Origin of the sequence: Pseudomonas sp. NBRC 111140 (genome assembly GCF_001320885.1) — a bacterium.
GTDB lineage: Bacteria > Pseudomonadota > Gammaproteobacteria > Pseudomonadales > Pseudomonadaceae > Aquipseudomonas > Aquipseudomonas putida_P.
This window is the reverse complement of sequence record NZ_BCBQ01000072.1, coordinates 17,319-33,818: the sequence shown is the minus strand read 5'-3', so window position 1 is coordinate 33,818 and position 16,500 is coordinate 17,319. Positions and strand designations below refer to the sequence as shown.

At 63.3% G+C, this 16,500-nt stretch carries 15 protein-coding genes; 9 read left to right on the top strand and 6 right to left on the bottom strand.

Annotated elements, in window-relative coordinates:
• From APH42_RS20860 to APH42_RS20835, 6 genes are all read right to left on the bottom strand, one after another.
• Positions 1–923: efflux RND transporter permease subunit (locus tag APH42_RS20860; RefSeq protein WP_177336868.1), on the bottom strand; the 923-nt coding region annotated here is incomplete at its 3' end.
• Positions 920–2,230 carry an MdtA/MuxA family multidrug efflux RND transporter periplasmic adaptor subunit gene (locus tag APH42_RS20855; protein ID WP_012271976.1) on the bottom strand — a complete coding sequence of 437 codons (1,311 nt, stop codon included), beginning with the start codon at positions 2,228–2,230 and terminating at the stop codon, positions 920–922. The genes APH42_RS20860 and APH42_RS20855, both read right to left, overlap by 4 nt.
• Before the next feature lie 218 nt (positions 2,231–2,448).
• A complete protein-coding gene (gene tpx, locus APH42_RS20850; protein ID WP_060494130.1) occupies positions 2,449–2,949 on the bottom strand; it encodes a thiol peroxidase in 501 nt (166 codons plus the stop codon).
• Between the two features lie 167 nt (positions 2,950–3,116).
• Positions 3,117–4,397, bottom strand: a complete 1,281-nt coding sequence (locus APH42_RS20845; RefSeq protein ID WP_012271974.1) for a serine/threonine transporter — start codon at positions 4,395–4,397, stop codon at positions 3,117–3,119.
• Positions 4,398–4,693: 296 nt separating this feature from the next.
• Entirely contained in the window at positions 4,694–5,890 is a 1,197-nt protein-coding gene (locus tag APH42_RS20840; RefSeq protein WP_012271973.1) for an amino acid aminotransferase, read from the bottom strand.
• 129 nt (positions 5,891–6,019) lie between these two features.
• Positions 6,020–7,045, bottom strand: a complete 1,026-nt coding sequence (locus APH42_RS20835) for an Ldh family oxidoreductase (protein ID WP_012271972.1) — start codon at positions 7,043–7,045, stop codon at positions 6,020–6,022.
• A 141-nt stretch (positions 7,046–7,186) separates the two neighbouring features.
• Between APH42_RS20835 and APH42_RS20830 the strand changes: the two genes are divergently transcribed.
• The 9 genes from APH42_RS20830 to APH42_RS20790 all read left to right on the top strand — a co-directional run bounded on the left by APH42_RS20830 (position 7,187) and on the right by APH42_RS20790 (position 16,487).
• Positions 7,187–8,059, top strand: a complete 873-nt coding sequence (locus APH42_RS20830; RefSeq protein ID WP_012271971.1) for a MurR/RpiR family transcriptional regulator — start codon at positions 7,187–7,189, stop codon at positions 8,057–8,059.
• A 22-nt stretch (positions 8,060–8,081) separates the two neighbouring features.
• Positions 8,082–8,834: a transporter substrate-binding domain-containing protein gene (locus tag APH42_RS20825; RefSeq protein WP_060494129.1), complete on the top strand. Its 753-nt coding sequence runs from the start codon at positions 8,082–8,084 to the stop codon at positions 8,832–8,834.
• 173 nt (positions 8,835–9,007) lie between these two features.
• Positions 9,008–9,727, top strand: a complete 720-nt coding sequence (locus tag APH42_RS20820) for an ABC transporter permease (protein WP_012271969.1) — start codon at positions 9,008–9,010, stop codon at positions 9,725–9,727.
• Positions 9,724–10,434, top strand: a complete 711-nt coding sequence (locus APH42_RS20815) for an ABC transporter permease (protein ID WP_012271968.1) — start codon at positions 9,724–9,726, stop codon at positions 10,432–10,434. Before APH42_RS20820 ends, APH42_RS20815 begins: the two co-directional genes overlap by 4 nt.
• Before the next feature lie 16 nt (positions 10,435–10,450).
• The gene (locus APH42_RS20810) at positions 10,451–11,695 is read left to right on the top strand and encodes an FAD-binding oxidoreductase (protein WP_012271967.1); all 1,245 of its coding nucleotides are present in this window, start codon (positions 10,451–10,453) and stop codon (positions 11,693–11,695) included.
• 22 nt (positions 11,696–11,717) lie between these two features.
• A complete protein-coding gene (locus APH42_RS20805; protein ID WP_060494128.1) occupies positions 11,718–12,500 on the top strand; it encodes an amino acid ABC transporter ATP-binding protein in 783 nt (260 codons plus the stop codon).
• A gap of 458 nt (positions 12,501–12,958) precedes the next feature.
• The gene (locus APH42_RS20800) at positions 12,959–13,768 is read left to right on the top strand and encodes a gamma-glutamyl-gamma-aminobutyrate hydrolase family protein (RefSeq protein ID WP_060494127.1); all 810 of its coding nucleotides are present in this window, start codon (positions 12,959–12,961) and stop codon (positions 13,766–13,768) included.
• Between the two features lie 338 nt (positions 13,769–14,106).
• Positions 14,107–15,018: a 5-dehydro-4-deoxyglucarate dehydratase gene (gene kdgD / locus APH42_RS20795; RefSeq protein ID WP_012271964.1), complete on the top strand. Its 912-nt coding sequence runs from the start codon at positions 14,107–14,109 to the stop codon at positions 15,016–15,018.
• Between the two features lie 104 nt (positions 15,019–15,122).
• Positions 15,123–16,487: an MFS transporter gene (locus tag APH42_RS20790; RefSeq protein WP_060494126.1), complete on the top strand. Its 1,365-nt coding sequence runs from the start codon at positions 15,123–15,125 to the stop codon at positions 16,485–16,487.
• Positions 16,488–16,500 lie beyond the last annotated feature (13 nt).

Sequence of the window (16,500 nt, the reverse complement as noted above, 5' to 3'; positions counted from 1 at the left end):
GTGATCGAGGGCAGCAGGTCCTTGATGCGGTCGACCACTTCGATCACGTTGGCGCCCGGCTGACGCTGGATGTTCAGCAGCACCGCGTGGTTTTCGTTGGCCCAGGCGGCCAGGCGTTCGTTTTCGGCGCCGTCGACGATTTCGGCTACGTCTTTCAGGCGCAGCGGAGCGCCATTGTTGTAGGCCAGAATCAGGTTGGCGTATTCCTCGGGGGAACGCAGTTGGTCGTTGGCATCGAGCATCGACACCCGTGTCGGGCCGTCGAAGTTGCCTTTGGGCTGGTTGACGTTGGAAGCGCCGATCAGGGTACGCACGTCGTCCAGGTTCAGGCCGTTGGCCGCCAGAGCGTCGACGTTGACCTTGATCCGCACCGCCTGGCGCTGGCCGCCGGCAATACTGACCATGCCCACGCCGCTGATCTGCGCGAGCTTTTGCGCCACGCGGGTATCGACCAGGTCGTTGAGCTTGGGCAGCGGCATGGTCTTGCTGGAGATGGCCAAGGTCAGCACCGGGGTGTCGGCCGGGTTGACCTTGTTGTACACCGGCGGTGCCGGCAAGTCGCTGGGCAGCAGGTTGCTGGCGGCGTTGATCGCGGCCTGCACCTGTTGCTCGGCAACGTCCATGTTCATGTCGAGGTTGAAGCGCAGGGTCAGCACCGACGCGCCACCGGAGCTGGTCGAGGCCATCTGCTCCAGGCCCGGCATCTGGCCGAACTGGCGCTCCAGTGGCGCGGTGACGGCGCTGGTCATGACCTGCGGGCTGGCGCCAGGGTACAGGGTCATCACGCGGATGGTCGGGTAGTCCACCTGCGGCAATGCGGACACCGGCAGCAGCTTGTAGGCGATCAGGCCGGCCAGGACAATGGCCAGCATGCTCAGCGTGGTGGCGACCGGCCGCAGGATGAACAGACGCGAGAGGTTCATGCGCCCGCCTTGCCTGCTGCGTTACCGGGCTGTGCTTCACCTGTGTGCGCCGAGCCCTTGGCTTCCTGGCCTTGCAGGTGCTGGCCGGGCGTGGTCGGCACCTGCGAGCTGTCTTCTACCACTTCCACCTTGGTGCCTTCGCGCAGGCGGTCAGTGCCTTCAAGCACCAGGCGGTCGCCCGCCTTGAGGCCTTCGAGAATGACGCTGTTCTCGCCGTCGCTGGCGCCAACCTTGAGCTTGCGCACGTTCACGGTGCTTTCGGCGTTGACCACATAGGCAAAGGTGCCGTCGTTGCCAAACTGGATGGCCGCAGCCGGGGCCATGACCACCTGCTTGAGTGTGTCGGCCAGCAGGCGCACGTTGACGAACTGGTTGGGGAACAGGGCCAGGTCCTTGTTCTCGAAGCGGCCCTTGAACTTCAGGGTGCCGGTGGTGGTGTCGATCTGGTTGTCGATGCTGCCCAGCACACCTGTGGACTGCAGCTTGCTGTCACTGCGGTCCCAGGCCTCGACCGGCAGGCTCGCGCCACTGCGGTAGCGCTCCAGCACGGTGCTCAGCTCGGTTTCCGGCAGGGTGAAGGCGACGCTGATCGGCTCGGTCTGGGTGATCACCACCAGTGCGGTGGCGTCGTTGGCCGCCACCAGGTTGCCCAGGTCGAGTTGACGCAGGCCTACACGGCCGTTGATTGGCGAACGAATTTGAGTGAAGTCGAGGTTCAGGCGAGCATCGTTGACCTGTGCCTGATTGGTCTTGACCAGCCCCTGGAACTGCGCCACTTGTGCTTCGGCGGTGTCGAGGGTTTGCTTGGCGATACTGTCTTCGGCGTACAGGCCTTTATAGCGGGCCAGGTCGACCTGGGCGTTCTTCAACTGTGCCTGGTTCTGCGCCAGGGTGCCTTCGGCCTGCTGCAGGGCGATGCGGTACGAGCGCGGGTCGATTTCGGCGAGCAGGTCGCCGGCCTTGACCTGCTGGCCTTCCTTGAAGTGGATTTTCACCAGTTCGCCTGCCACCCGGCTGCGGACGTTCACTGTGTTGGTCGCAGTGACGGTGCCCAGGGCCTTGTAGTACAGCGGAAAATCACCCACCCGTACCGGTTCGACGCGCACCGGCACCGGGTCGCTGGAGCCGCCGAAGCCTGGCCGGCCACCCATCATGCCCATGCCCTTGCCGCCGCGCCCGCCGCCGCTGGCTTCTTTGTGCGCGGGCGTTGCTGCAGGCCAAAGCCACCAGGCCAGTGCAGCCACCAGCAGCAGGATCAGCAGGCCGACGAGCCAGCGACGAGGGGAACGGGAATTGGACGCTTGCATGGGTTGAACGAACCTTGTTCGGAATGACGACTTCGGGAGGGTGAACGATAAGCACTGCCATCGTTTTAGCAAAGGGCCTTTACCAGAGGTTTACCTTTGCCTGACGTTGCCAAGACGCGGAATTTTAAATGAAAACGGCCCGGAACGCGTTCCGGGCCGTTACAGGGTGTTGCTTGGGGCGACGGTGGGCTGCAGATGCCCGCCCTACCCCACAACCTTTACTTCAGTACAGCCAGCGCTGCATCGTAGTTCGGCTCGTCGGCAATTTCACCAACCAGCTCGCTGTGCAGCACCTTGTCGCTCTCGTCCAGCACCACCACGGCGCGGGCGGCCAGGCCGGCCAGTGGGCCGTCGGCGATGGCGACGCCGTAGTTCTCGAGGAACTCGCGGCCACGCAGGGTCGACAGGTTCTTCACGTTTTCCAGGCCTTCTGCGCCGCAGAAGCGGGCCTGGGCGAACGGCAGGTCGGCGGAAATGCACAGTACCACGGTGTTGGTTACATCATTGGCCTGGGCGTTGAACTTGCGCACGGAGGTGGCGCAGGTTGGGGTGTCGACGCTCGGGAAGATGTTCAGCACCTTGCGCTTGCCGGCGTAGTCCTTCAGCGACTTGTCAGCCAGGCCTTCACCGACCAGGGAGAAGGCCGGAGCCTGGGCGCCGACTTTCGGCAGTTCGCCTTTGACCTGAACCGGGTTGCCTTTGAGAGTCACTTGAGCCATGACGAAATCCTTATACGGGGTTTGAAAAGGACACTGAGTTAAGCATGAAGGCGGCCGGGTGCCTATGGGGGTAGGTGAAATTGTTCTATTGCCGGACAATTCTTGTGGACAAAAAAATGCCCAGGTTGCGACAAGCGCCCCGGGCATTCTTTATTTCTGGCAGCGAATCAGCCGAGCAGGCCGTACACCACCGAGGTCAACGCAACCAGGCCGACCACCACAACGAATACGTTGGAGGCTGCACCGCTGTACTTGCGCATCGACGGTACACGGCGGATGGCGTACATCGGCATCAGGAACAGCAGCACCGCAAGGATCGGACCGCCGAGCGATTCGATCATGCGCAGGATGCTCGGGTTGAGGGTGGCGACGATCCAGCACACCACCAGCATCAGCGCGGCAACTACGCGGTCCAGGGTTTTGGCACCCGGGCGCGCGCCGGTCTTGGCGATGATGCCCTTCAGGCCTTCGCTGGCACCGATGTAATGGCCCAGGAACGACTTGGCAATGGCCACGAAGGCGATCAACGGCGCAGCGAACGCGATGGTCGGGTTGCTGAAATGGTTGGCCAGGTACGACAGGATCGACAGGTTCTGTGCCTTGGCTTCGGCCAGCTGGGCGCTGCTCAGGGTGAGCACGCAGCTGAACACGAAGAACAGCACCATCACCACCATCAGCAGGTGGGCACGACGCAGGATCTGGCCGCTGCGCTCATCGGCGTGCTCGCCGTAGCGGCGCTTCTGGTCAACGGCAAAGGCCGAGATGATCGGCGAGTGGTTGAACGAGAACACCATCACCGGAATGGCCAGCCACAGGGTGTGCAGGAAGGCCGAGGCCGGTGGCACCTGGGTAGCGCTGTCGAGGATGCCACCCGTCCAGTGCGGCACCAGGTACAGGCCCAGCAACGCCAGGGCGACGATGAACGGGTACACCAGCAGGCTCATGACCTTGACCGTGGCCTGCTCGCCACAGCGCACGATGGCCAGCAGGCCGAGGATCAGCACGAACGACAGGATGGCCCGCGGCGGCGGCTGCATGTGCAACTGGTGCTCCATGAAGCTGGACACGGTGTTGGTCAGCGCCACGCTATAGATAAGCAGGATGGGGAAGATGGCGAAGAAGTACAGCACGGTGATCGAGGCACCGGCGGTGCTGCCGAAGTGCTCCTTGACCACTTCGGTAATGTCGCCACCGTTGCGCCCCGACAGGACGAATCGGGTCAACCCACGGTGGGCAAAGTACGTCATCGGGAAGGCCAGGATGGCCAGGATCAGCAGCGGCCAGAAGCCGCCAAGGCCGGCGTTGATCGGCAGGAACAGGGTTCCGGCGCCAATGGCTGTGCCGAACAGGCCCAGCATCCAGGTGGTGTCGTGACGCGCCCAGCTGCCAAGGGTGGCGGGGGTCGATTCTGCAAAGCGTTGTTCAACGCTTGGGGCCTGCTCATTCATTCCGGGTGAAGCTCCACTCGCAAGACTGCAACAGGCTGAGAATGGCGAAACAGTGCCTTCGCCCAACTCAACCGGAAAAGAGGGGCGCGATTGTGCACGGAAAGGTTGCACTTGCGAAGCCCTTTTCCGAGGGGCGGTTGCACTTGTCTTTACAAGTGAGGTGCAGCTGGCTGAAAACGCGGGTTGCAGCAATGACCTGTGGGGGCGGCGTTGCGCCGCGAAAGGGCCGCAGAGCGACCCCGGCATTACTCGCTGCGAAGCTGCGAATGCAGGGGCCGCGCTGGGCCCCTGGAGGATTACTTCTGAACGGCGGCGAACGCTTCGGCAACCCGCTGCAGGTTGGCCGGGCGCAGGCCGGACATGCACACGCGGCCGCTGTCGATCAGGTACACACCGAACTCGTCACGCAGGCGACGCACCTGCTCGACGCTGAAGCCGGTGTAGCTGAACATGCCGCGCTGGCGCAGGAAGAACTGGAAGTCCTGGCCTGGCAGCAGCACGGCCAGGGCATCGACCAGCGCCTGGCGCATGTCGAGGATCCGCTTGCGCATCACTTCGACTTCTTCGGCCCACTGGGCATTCAGGCCTGCATCGCTGAGCACGCCAGCCACCAGCTGGGCGCCGAAGTTGGGCGGGCTGGAGTAGTTGCGGCGCACGGTGGCCTTCAACTGGCCAAGTACGCTCTGGGCAGTGGCGTCGTCATCGCACACCACCGACAGGCCGCCTACCCGCTCGCCGTACAGCGAGAAGATTTTCGAGAACGAGTTGCTGACCAGGCACGGCACGCCGGCACGGGCCATTTCGCGGATGGCGTAGGCGTCTTCCACCAGGCCTTCGGCGAAGCCTTGGTAGGCGATGTCGAGGAACGGGATCAGCTGGCGCGCCTTGACCACTTCGACCACTTGCTGCCACTGGTGCTGTTCCAGGTCGGCGCCGGTAGGGTTGTGGCAGCACGGGTGCAGCAGGACCACGCTGTTGGCCGGCAGGGTCTGCAGGGTGGCCAGCATGCCGTCGAAGTCCACGCCACGGGTGGCCTGGTCGAAGTACGGGTAGGAGTGCACCTTGAAGCCTGCGCCTTCGAAGATGGCGCGGTGGTTGTCCCAGGTCGGGTTGCTGACCCAGACTTCGGACTGCGGGAAGTAGCGCTTGAGGAAGTCGGCACCAACTTTAAGGGCACCGGAGCCGCCCACGGTCTGCACGGTAGCCACGCGACCGCCCGTCACGGCGGGGTGATCAGCACCGAACAGCAGCGCCTGGATCGCCTGGCGGTAGCTGGCCAGGCCTTCCATCGGCAGGTACAGGGAGGCTTCGTGGTCCTGGCCGGCCATGCGTTTTTCCACCGCATCCACAGCCGCCAGTTGCGGCACCACGCCGGCCTCATCGTAGTACAGGCCAATACTCAGGTTGACCTTGTCGGCGCGCGGGTCGGCCTTGAAGGTTTCCATCAACGAGAGGATCGGGTCGCCGGCATAGGCATCGACATGTTTGAACACAGCGTGCAGCTCCTTGGATCAGGACAGTTCGAAAAGGCAGACCTGAGCATACCCGGAGTGCAGGCTCAGGAACATCCACTATTGTGCAAGGTTGTCTATGCAACATTGCATGGCCCGACGGTGCAGGGGTCAGCCAAGCAGCTCTTTCAGGCCCTGCAACTCCTGCTCGGTCACCGCCACCCCTTCCTCCTCGGCCACCTCCCGCTCGCGGTAACGCCGCTCGCCCGGCATGCGCGTCAGCCCTACGGCCTGCATCTGCTCCACCAGTTCACGGCTGCGCTGGGCAAACCGCTCGCCTTCGGCCTTGCTGGGGTCGATGAGGATGATCAGTTGCCCGGTCCACGGCGTCTTCGCCCCCGGGTGCCCCGACCAGTCGAACTCCCAGGAGAAGTGCCCGCCGGTCAACGCCGCCGCCAGCAACTCGACCATCATCGAAAGCGCCGAGCCCTTGTGCCCGCCAAACGGCAGCAAAGCGCCGCCTTCCAGAATCGCCTTGGGCTCGGTGGTCGGTTCGCCATTGGCATCCACGCCCATGCCTTCAGGTAGCTGCTGGCCAGCCCGCGCAGCAATCTGCACGTCGCCATGGGCCATGGCGCTGGTGGCCATGTCGAAGACGATCGGGTCATGTTCGGCGCAAGGCGCGGCAAAAGCGATGGGGTTGGTGCCGAACAGTGGCTTGCGCGCGCCATGTGGCACCACGCAGGTCATGCTGTTGACCACGCTGAGGGCAACCAGGCCCTCTTCGGCGAACGGCTCTACATCCGGCCACAGCGCAGCGAAGTGGTGCGAGTTGTGGATTGCCAGCACGGCGATGCCGGCGTTGCGCGCCTTGGCCACCAACAGTTCTCGGGCCGCCGCCAGTGCCGGCTGGGCAAAACCACCCGCGGCATCGACACGCACATAACCAGCAGCCACGTCGCTGACCTTGGGTGTGGCCTGGCCATCGACCCAACCGCTGGCCAAGGTCGAAACATAACCGGGCATGCGGAACACCCCATGGCTATGAGCGCCATCACGCTGGGCGCTGGCGCAGTTGTGGGCCAGCACCCGAGCCACGGCCTCGCTGCAACCATGGCGCTGGAAGATGGCCTGCAGCAGGCCCTGCAGCTCGGAAAAGGGCACGCGCACAATGGTGCTGGTGGAGGGTGCGGACATCTGAAGCTCCTTGTTGTTTTGGATTGGCTACAGCGTTGCAACGACAAAAACTTTCCTGCATGTGACAGCAATCTGTCAAATGTTGACTTGATGACAGAAAACATTCATTTTCTTCCCAAGCCTTACCCCTGGAGCCGCAGCATGAGCCAACCGATCAAGCAACGCCTGGAAAACAGCCTCGAAGGGGCCGCTGCCTCGGGTCGCAAGATCGCCACCTACATGCTCGCCAACCTGCACGAACTGCCGTTCCAGACTTCAGCCAGCATTGCCGCCAAGCTGGGCGTCAGCGAATCGAGCGTCGGGCGGTTCTGCCGCTCATTGGGTTATGCCCACCTCAAGGCGCTTAAGCAAGACCTGCAGAACGATCTTGGCGATGGCCCATGGCTGGTGGGTGATCGCCTGCAAGATTACCGCCAGAACCAGGACGCCAGCGACAACGCCGGCAGCCTGGAGCTGGAAATCGCCGCCTTGGTGCGCGTGCACGAATACCGCCAGAGCACGGCCTGGCACACCGTGGCGCAACGCCTGGCGAGCAAGCCCAGGGTGTTCATCGCCGGTTTCCAGACCGAGCGTGGCATCGCCATGTGCATGAGCCACTTGCTGCAATACCTGCGCGATGGTGTGCAGCTGGTCGACATCAGCGCTGGGCACTTCGGCGAAGTGCTGCTGGGCCGCGCCGAAGACAGCGCCCTGGTGGTGTTCGAGGCGCGCCGCTATTCCCGCCACGCCCTGATGCTGTGCCAGAAGGCACGCGAGGCTGGCATTGCGGTCACCCTGGTGACCGACACCTTCTGTGACTGGGCCGATGCCAATGCCGACGAGGTGTTCCGCATCCCCACCGAGTTCAATCTGTTCTGGGAATCCACCTCGACGATGCTGTCGTGGGTGCACCTGATGGTCAACGAGGTCTGCAAGAAGCTCGGGCCGGATGTTGAAAAACGCTTGGAAGCGACTGCCGCTCTACATAACGAATTCGTCGGCTACACCTCGTGGTCGACGGGCAAACAACAATAGCAAGAGTGCAATGAGGTGCGAGATGAACAAGTCCATGGCCTTGGTGGGTGCGTGCGCCCTGCTGCTGGCGGGTGCCGCCAGTGCCGAAACCCTGCGTTTCGCCACGGAGGGTGCCTACCCGCCCTTCAACTATGTAGACGCCGATAACAAGCTGCATGGCTTCGATATCGACATCACCCATGCCCTGTGCGAACAGATGAAAGTGGAATGCACGCTGGTGGCCCAGGACTGGGAAGGCATCATCCCCGCCCTGATGGCACGCAAGTACGACGCAGTGGTGGCGTCAATGATCGACACCGAAGAGCGGCGCAAGAAAATCGCGTTCACCGACCACTACTACCGCACGCCACTGACCGTTGCGGTGGCCAAGGACAGCAAGATCGACAGCGCCCAGACCGACTTTGTCGGCTACACCGTCGGCGCCCAGTCGTCCTCCACCCAGGCCATCTACGCCGAAGACGTGTATGGCAAGGCCGGTGCCGATGTGAAGCTGTACCCAACCATGGACGAGGCCAACGCGGACCTTGCCGCAGGCCGCCTGGACGGCGTGATTGCCGACAAATTCCCGCTGCACGAGTGGATGAGCAAGAACGGCGGGGACTGCTGCAAGATCCTCGGCGATGTGGCCGACACCAAGGCCGATGCCGCCATTGCCGTGCGCAAGGACGACCAAGCCCTGCGCCAGCGCCTGAACACCGCGCTACAACAGATCGTGGCCAACGGCACCTACCAGAAGATCGCCAGCAAGTACTTTGCTTTCGATATCTACAACTGATCTTCAGGAAACTGCGCAATCCCTGTAGGAGCGGCCTTGTGTCGCGATAGGGCCGCAAAGCGGCCCCGGCGTTCTTCGCGGCGAAGCTGAAAATGTGGGGGCGCTACGCCCCCCTATCGCGACACAAGGCCGCTCCTACAAAGAGACCGCGTTGCCCATCTTAGGGGTTCGTCATGCTCGATCAATTGTCCTTGCTGTCCTTCGCCAGCGGAGGCTGGGGCCAGGCGTTGCTGGCCGGCGCGCTGGTTACCGTTTCCCTGGCCCTGGCCTGCCTGCCCATCGGCCTGCCACTGGGCCTGGTGGTCGCCCTGGCGGCGCGCTCGCGCAAGCGCCTGCCACGGGCCTGGGCCACTACCTTTTCAACCGTGTTTCGCGGCCTGCCCGAGCTGCTGACCTTGCTGATCATCTATTACGGCTGCCAGATCGCCGCGCAGAAGATCCTCGCCGCCATGGGCTACGAGGGTGAATTCCTGATCAACACCTTCCTCGCCGCGATGATTGCCTTCAGCCTGGTATTTGCCGCGTTTTCCAGCGAGATCTGGCTGGCGGCCTTCAAGACCCTGCCCAAGGGCCAGCTGGAAGCCTGCTCGGCCTTGGGCCTGAGCAAGCGCACCGGGTTCTTCAAGGTGCTGCTGCCACAACTGACCCGCATCGCCCTGCCCGGCCTTTCCAACAATTGGCTGTCGCTGCTCAAGGACACCTCGCTGGTGTCGACCATCTCACTGGTCGACCTGATGCGCCAGACCAACCTGGCGGTCAGCGTGACCAAGGAGCCGATGTTCTTCTACGGCGTCGCCTGCCTGGGTTACCTGCTGTTCGCGGCACTGTCCGGGCGCGTGTTCGCCTACATCGAACGGCGTAGCAACCGCCACCTGCTAGGAGCACGCGCATGAGCCTCGATCAACTGCTGGCGCTGGTACTCGACCCCGACCTGCTGGAGCGCTACGGCCCACGCTTTCTCGACGGTTTGCTGGTAACTGCCAAACTGGTGGCCATTTCCTTCACCCTGGGCGCCGTGCTCGGCCTGCTGCTGGCCCTGGCACGCATGTCGCGCAGCCTGGTGCTGCAGCGCATGGCCGCCGGTTACGTGTACTTCTTCCGCGGCTCGCCACTGCTGGCGCAGCTGTTCCTGCTGTATTACGGGCTGGGCTCGCTCAAGGGCTTCTGGCAGGACGTCGGCCTGTGGTGGTTCTTCCGCGAGGCGTGGTTCTGCACCTTGCTGGCGTTCACCCTGAACACCGCCGCCTATCAAGCCGAGATCTTCCGCGGCAGCCTGATGGCCGTTGCGCCCGGCCAGCATGAGGCGGCACGGGCGCTGAACCTGAAACGCTCGACCACCTTCTTCAAGGTGATCTTGCCGCAGTCGCTGCTCGTGGCCATCGGCCCACTGGGCAACGAACTGATCCTGATGATCAAGGCCAGCGCGATTGCCTCGCTGGTGACCATCTACGACCTGATGGGCGTGACCAAACTGGCCTTCTCGCGCAGTTTCGACTTCCAGATCTACCTGTGGGCGGCCGTGCTCTACCTGGTGATCGTCGAGCTGGTAAGGCGCCTGCTGAAACACTTGGAAGGCCGCTTGGGCCGCCACCTGAACTGACCGAAGGATACGTTCCATGCATTGCCAGACCCTTGTCCTCGGCGCCGGTATCGTCGGCGTCAGCACCGCCCTGCACCTGCAGGCCCGCGGGCGCCAGGTGATTCTGATCGACCGCGACGAACCGGGCAGCGGCACCAGCCACGGCAACGCCGGGCTGATCGAGCGCTCCAGCGTCATCCCCTACGCCTTCCCCCGGCAACTGGGCGCGCTGCTGCGCTATGGCCTGAACCGCCAGCCCGATGTGCGCTACAGCCTGGCGCACCTGCCCAAGGTCGCACCGTGGCTGTGGCGCTACTGGCGCCAGTCGGCGCCCGGCCGCCTGGCCGGGGCCGCCGCCGATATGCTGCCGCTGGTACAACGCTGCGTCGAAGAACACGACGCGCTGATCGAAGCGGCCGGCCTTGAAGGGCTGGTGCAGGCCAAAGGCTGGATCGAAGTATTCCGCGACCCTGCGCTGTTCGAGCAGGCCAAAACTGACGCCAAGGGCCTGAGCCGCTACGGCTTGCAGTTCGAGATACTCGAATGCGGGCAACTGCAGGCACGCGAGCACCAGTTGGACGCCACCGTGGTCGGTGGCATTCATTGGCTCGACCCAAAGACCGTGAACAACCCCGGCGCCCTCACCCGTGGCTATGCCGCGCTGTTCCTGCAGCGCGGCGGGCAGTTCCTGCATGGCGATGCGCGCAGCCTGCGCCAAGCCAACGGCCAGTGGCGGGTAGAAAGCCGTCGTGGCCCGGTTACCGCCGACGAGGTGGTGGCCTGCCTCGGCCCGCAGTCGGCGGACCTGTTCAGCGGCCTGGGCTATCAGATTCCGCTGGCGATCAAACGTGGCTACCACATGCACTACAGCACCCGCGACGGCGCACAATTGGAGCACTCGATCTGCGATACCCAGGGCGGCTACGTGCTGGCGCCGATGGCACGCGGTGTACGCCTGACCACCGGCATCGAGTTCGACGCAGCCGGGGCGCCTGGCAACCAGATCCAGCTGGGCCGTTGCGAAGCCTTGGCGCGCAAGCTGTTCCCGGCCCTCGGCGAGCGGCTGGACGACACCCCATGGCTGGGCCGTCGCCCGTGCCTGCCCGACATGCGCCCGGTGATCGGCCCGGCACCGCGCCACCCGGGGCTGTGGTTCAACTTTGGCCACGCCCACCACGGCCTCACCCTGGGCCCGGTCAGCGGCCGGCTATTGGCCGAACTGCTCACTGGCGAGCGCCCCTTCACCGACCCCGCGCCCTACAGCGCGACCCGTTTCGACTGAACCCACGCGGGAGAAAAACAACATGACCGCACCACTGAGCCTTGCCACCCTTGCCCCCGAACCCGACCCGCGCCCGGTGCTGATCCGTATCGAAGGCCTGAACAAGCATTACGGCGCCTTCCACGTGCTGCGTGACATTGACCTGCAGGTGCGCGAAGGCGAACGCATCGTGCTGTGCGGGCCCTCCGGCTCGGGCAAGTCGACCCTGATCCGCTGCATCAACCGCCTGGAGATTGCCCAGCAGGGCAGCATCCAGGTGGATGGCATCGACCTGTCAGCCACCACGCGCGAGGCCGCGCAGGTGCGCAGCGACATCGGCATGGTGTTCCAGCATTTCAACTTGTTTCCACACATGAGCGTGCTCGACAACTGCCTGCTGGCCCCCACCAGCGTGCGCGGGCTGTCACGCAAGGACGCCGAGGAGCGGGCACGCATGTACCTGAGCAAGGTCGGCATCGAAAGCCAGGCGCACAAGTACCCCAGCCAGTTGTCCGGTGGCCAGCAGCAGCGCGTGGCCATCGCCCGGGCGCTGTGCATGAAGCCACGGATCATGCTGTTCGACGAGCCTACTTCGGCGCTGGACCCGGAAATGGTCGCCGAGGTGCTGGATGTGCTGGTGCAGTTGGCCGGCACGGGCATGACCATGCTGTGCGTCACCCACGAAATGGGCTTTGCCCGGCAGGTAGCCGAGCGCGTGCTGTTCCTTGAGGGTGGGCAGATCATCGAAGACAGCCCGCCGCAGGTGTTCTTCAACCAGCCGCGCACCGAGCGGGCCAAGGCGTTTCTGGCGCAGATACTGCACTGAATGGAGGTCTGATGCGTGTGGGAACGGCCTTGCGTCGCAAAAGGGCTGCGCAGCAGCCTCAGCAATGTGCATCAGTGCTGAAATCCGGGGCCGCTTTGCGGCCCTTTCGCGACACAAGGCCGCTCCTACAAGGACCGCGCTTGCCTCGAGCGCCTTGCTCATTGCACCGCTGCAAAGACCCAACTGCATCGTTAAATATTATTGACCAACGCCCCCGCCAAACCCACGCCACCACAGGCCCGCATCGGTTTCAGCCCCCAAAAACCGGCGCATCCCCCGCATTAAAGCCCTCTTCCGTCGTTTGACATATCGAACGGCTCTGGCAAGCTATCTACATGCCCCGACCGGAATCGTCGCCTCTGACGAGCCGGCAGTGCTCGGGGCTACAGGCAGCACCCAGAGCCCCGCGCCGTGCGCCTGCACAACAACGACAGGTTGAACCTGTCCCAAGGTGACATATGTCCAACAGCAACATTGGCAACAAGCAACCTTCCCTGCGCAAACCCGTCGTCCTGATGACCATGGGCAGCCAAGAGCGCAAAGGCCATGACTATCAGGTCATGACCCACAAATACATCACCCCGCTGGTCGAGTTTTCCGATTGCGTCCCGGTACTGGTGCCCACCTGCTGCGGCATTGAAGACCTCGAGACCTACCTGGACATGGCCGACGGCGTGTACCTGACGGGCGCTGGCAGCAACATCGACCCGGCCCTGTATGGCCAGGAAAATGAAACCCCAGGCAAGGGCCAGGACCAGAACCGCGACCTGTTCGACATCCCACTGGTCAAGGCGGCGATCAAGCGTGGCCTGCCAATCTTCGGCATTTGCCGTGGCATGCAGGAAATCAACGTGGCCCTGGGTGGCGACATCTACCAGAAGGTCTACGCCGAGCCTGGCTTCAATGACCACCGGGAAAACCCGGAAGACCCGGTTGAAGTGCAGTACGCCCAGGTACATGGGGTAAAGATCCAGCCGGGCAGCTGGCTGCGTGACACCCTGGGTACCGACGAGATTCGCGTCAACTCGCTGCATGGCCAGGGCCTGCACAAGCTCGGCGCCGGTATCGAAGCTATCGCCCATGCCGAAGATGGCCTGGTTGAAGCGATTCACGCGCCGAGCATTTCGCCGTTCCTGTTCGCCGTACAGTGGCACCCAGAATGGCAAGCGGCGAAGAACCCTGATTCGATCAAGATCTTCCAGGCTTTCGGCGATGCCTGCCGAGCCCAGGTACGCAAGGCGCAGGTCAAGCGCCAGCACGCTGCCTGACATTCAGTTTCCTCTGCTTTGATCGCGGGGCGGCGCAAGGTCGCCCCCGTTTCCCCGGTCACCCTCTGCTGGTCCCAGAACACTTCCCGTGGAATCGGGCGGCGGGCTTGTACCTGTCTCCGCGATCGTTTTTTACCCCTCCCCACCTAAGAGATACGATGACCAACATGCGGTCGCCGTGTCATTTTTAGCGCCTGCGAGATCGAGCGCCGCCACCCCCAGACCGGCGCACACAAATTTTTCTGCAAGGAGGGCTAGTCATCGCTTAAGTTGTACGATAACTTACCTCTAACGCAGAACAACACCCTTCACCCAAGCGCCACAGGATGCCAACAACAATGAATCCACAAGAACTTAAATCCATCCTCTCCCACGGCCTGCTGTCTTTCCCGGTCACCGACTTCAACGCCCAGGGCGACTTCAACCCGGCTGGCTACATCAAGCGCCTGGAGTGGCTGGCCCCGTATGGCGCCAGCGCCCTGTTCGCCGCTGGCGGCACCGGTGAGTTCTTCTCCTTGGCCGCCAGCGAGTACAGCCAGGTGATCAAGACCGCCGTCGATACCTGCGCCACCTCGGTTCCTATCCTCGCGGGTGTTGGTGGGTCCACCCGTCAGGCCATCGAATACGCACAAGAAGCCGAGCGCCTGGGTGCCAAGGGCCTGTTGCTGCTGCCGCATTACCTGACCGAAGCCAGCCAGGACGGCGTAGCCGCACACGTAGAAGCGGTGTGCAAATCGGTGAACATCGGCGTGGTGGTGTACAACCGCAACGTCTGCCGCCTGAACGCCGACCTGCTGGAAAAACTGGCCGAGCGCTGCCCGAACCTGATCGGCTACAAGGATGGCCTGGGTGATATCGAGCTGATGGTGTCGATCCGTCGCCGCCTGGGCGAACGTTTCAGCTACCTGGGTGGCCTGCCGACCGCCGAAGTGTATGCTGCTGCCTACAAGGCCCTGGGCGTGCCGGTGTACTCCTCCGCGGTGTTCAACTTCGTGCCGAAGACCGCCATGGACTTCTACAGCGCCATCGCCCGTGACGACCACGCTGCCGTGGCCAAGCTGATCGACGATTTCTTCCTGCCGTACCTGGACATTCGCAACCGCAAAGCCGGCTACGCCGTGAGCATCGTCAAGGCCGGCGCCAAAATTGCCGGTTACGACGCAGGCCCCGTGCGCACCCCGCTGACCGACCTCACCGCAGAAGAGTACGAGATGCTCGCCGCGCTGATGGACAAGATGGGCCCGCAGTAAGCCCTGCCCGCGGCCTGCCAGATGCCGCGCCCGGAGTGGGCCAGCCCCACTCCGGTTACAATTCGTGAGCCCGCACAAAAATAACTAGTGGGAGTATTGCCAGCATGCAAGCGACTAAAAAGACGCATGTGCGCTACCTGATCCTGTTCATGCTTTTTCTGGTGACCACGATCAACTATGCCGACCGCGCTACCATCGCCATCGCAGGCTCCAGCCTGCAGAAAGACCTCGGCATTGACGCCGTAACCCTCGGTTATATCTTCTCCGCCTTCGGATGGGCTTACGTGGCTGGCCAGATTCCTGGTGGCTGGCTGCTCGATCGCTTCGGTTCCAAGAACGTCTACGCCTTCAGCATCTTCACCTGGTCGCTGTTCACCCTGTTGCAGGGTTTTGTCGGTGGCCTGCCGGTTGCCTGGGCGGTTGTCACCCTCTTCACCTTGCGCTTTCTGGTTGGCTTCGCCGAAGCCCCGTCGTTCCCGGGTAACGCACGCATCGTCGCCGCCTGGTTTCCGACTCAGGAGCGCGGCACTGCCTCAGCCATCTTCAACTCGGCGCAGTACTTCGCCACGGCGCTGTTCGCCCCGATAATGGGCTGGATCGTGTTCAGCTTCGGCTGGGAGCACGTGTTTGTCGTCATGGGTGCACTGGGCATCGTGTTCTCCATGGTGTGGCTGAAAACCATCCACAACCCGCGCCAACACCCACGCATCAGCCAAAGCGAGCTTGAGCACATCGAGCAGAACGGCGGCCTGGTGGACATGGACCAGAAGCGCGGCAACGACGGCCCGAAATGGGGCTACATCAAGCAACTGCTGACCAGCCGCATGCTGCTGGGCGTGTACCTGGGCCAGTATTGCATCAACGCTATCACCTACTTCTTCCTTACCTGGTTCCCCGTGTACCTGGTGCAGGAACGTGGCATGACCATTCTCAAGGCCGGCTTCATCGCCTCGCTGCCGGCGGTCTGCGGTTTCATTGGGGGCGTGCTGGGTGGCGTGATCTCCGACTGGCTGCTGCGCCGTGGCAACTCGCTGACCTTCTCGCGCAAACTGCCAATTGTCTGCGGCCTGCTGCTGTCGACCACCATGGTGTTCTGCAACTACGTCGATGCCGAGTGGATGGTGGTTGGCTTCATGACCCTGGCGTTCTTCGGCAAAGGCATTGGCGCGCTGGGTTGGGCGGTGGTGGCAGACACCTCGCCGAAACAGATCGCCGGGCTGTCCGGTGGCCTGTTCAACACCTTCGGCAACATCGCCTCGATCACCACCCCTATCGTGATCGGCTACATCATCAGCGCCACCGGCTCGTTCAAATGGGCGCTGGTGTACGTGGGCGCCAACGCGCTGGTGGCGGTGTTCAGCTACCTGGTGATCGTCGGCCCGATCAAGCGTATCGAACTGCGCGACGACGCCCCAAAGCCACAGGCTGAGCCTGCCGCCAATGGCGAACTGGCCAGCTCGCGCCACTGAGTGAACACGCCCG

Coding starts and splice junctions, on each gene's coding strand:
- APH42_RS20855 (WP_012271976.1), bottom strand. CDS start 2,230: ATGCAAGCGTCCAATTCCCGTTCCCCTCGTCGCTGGCTCGTCGGCCTG.
- tpx (WP_060494130.1), bottom strand. CDS start 2,949: ATGGCTCAAGTGACTCTCAAAGGCAACCCGGTTCAGGTCAAAGGCGAA.
- APH42_RS20845 (WP_012271974.1), bottom strand. CDS start 4,397: ATGAATGAGCAGGCCCCAAGCGTTGAACAACGCTTTGCAGAATCGACC.
- APH42_RS20835 (WP_012271972.1), bottom strand. CDS start 7,045: ATGTCCGCACCCTCCACCAGCACCATTGTGCGCGTGCCCTTTTCCGAG.
- APH42_RS20830 (WP_012271971.1), top strand. CDS start 7,187: ATGAGCCAACCGATCAAGCAACGCCTGGAAAACAGCCTCGAAGGGGCC.
- APH42_RS20825 (WP_060494129.1), top strand. CDS start 8,082: ATGAACAAGTCCATGGCCTTGGTGGGTGCGTGCGCCCTGCTGCTGGCG.
- APH42_RS20820 (WP_012271969.1), top strand. CDS start 9,008: ATGCTCGATCAATTGTCCTTGCTGTCCTTCGCCAGCGGAGGCTGGGGC.
- APH42_RS20815 (WP_012271968.1), top strand. CDS start 9,724: ATGAGCCTCGATCAACTGCTGGCGCTGGTACTCGACCCCGACCTGCTG.
- APH42_RS20810 (WP_012271967.1), top strand. CDS start 10,451: ATGCATTGCCAGACCCTTGTCCTCGGCGCCGGTATCGTCGGCGTCAGC.
- APH42_RS20805 (WP_060494128.1), top strand. CDS start 11,718: ATGACCGCACCACTGAGCCTTGCCACCCTTGCCCCCGAACCCGACCCG.
- APH42_RS20800 (WP_060494127.1), top strand. CDS start 12,959: ATGTCCAACAGCAACATTGGCAACAAGCAACCTTCCCTGCGCAAACCC.
- kdgD (WP_012271964.1), top strand. CDS start 14,107: ATGAATCCACAAGAACTTAAATCCATCCTCTCCCACGGCCTGCTGTCT.
- APH42_RS20790 (WP_060494126.1), top strand. CDS start 15,123: ATGCAAGCGACTAAAAAGACGCATGTGCGCTACCTGATCCTGTTCATG.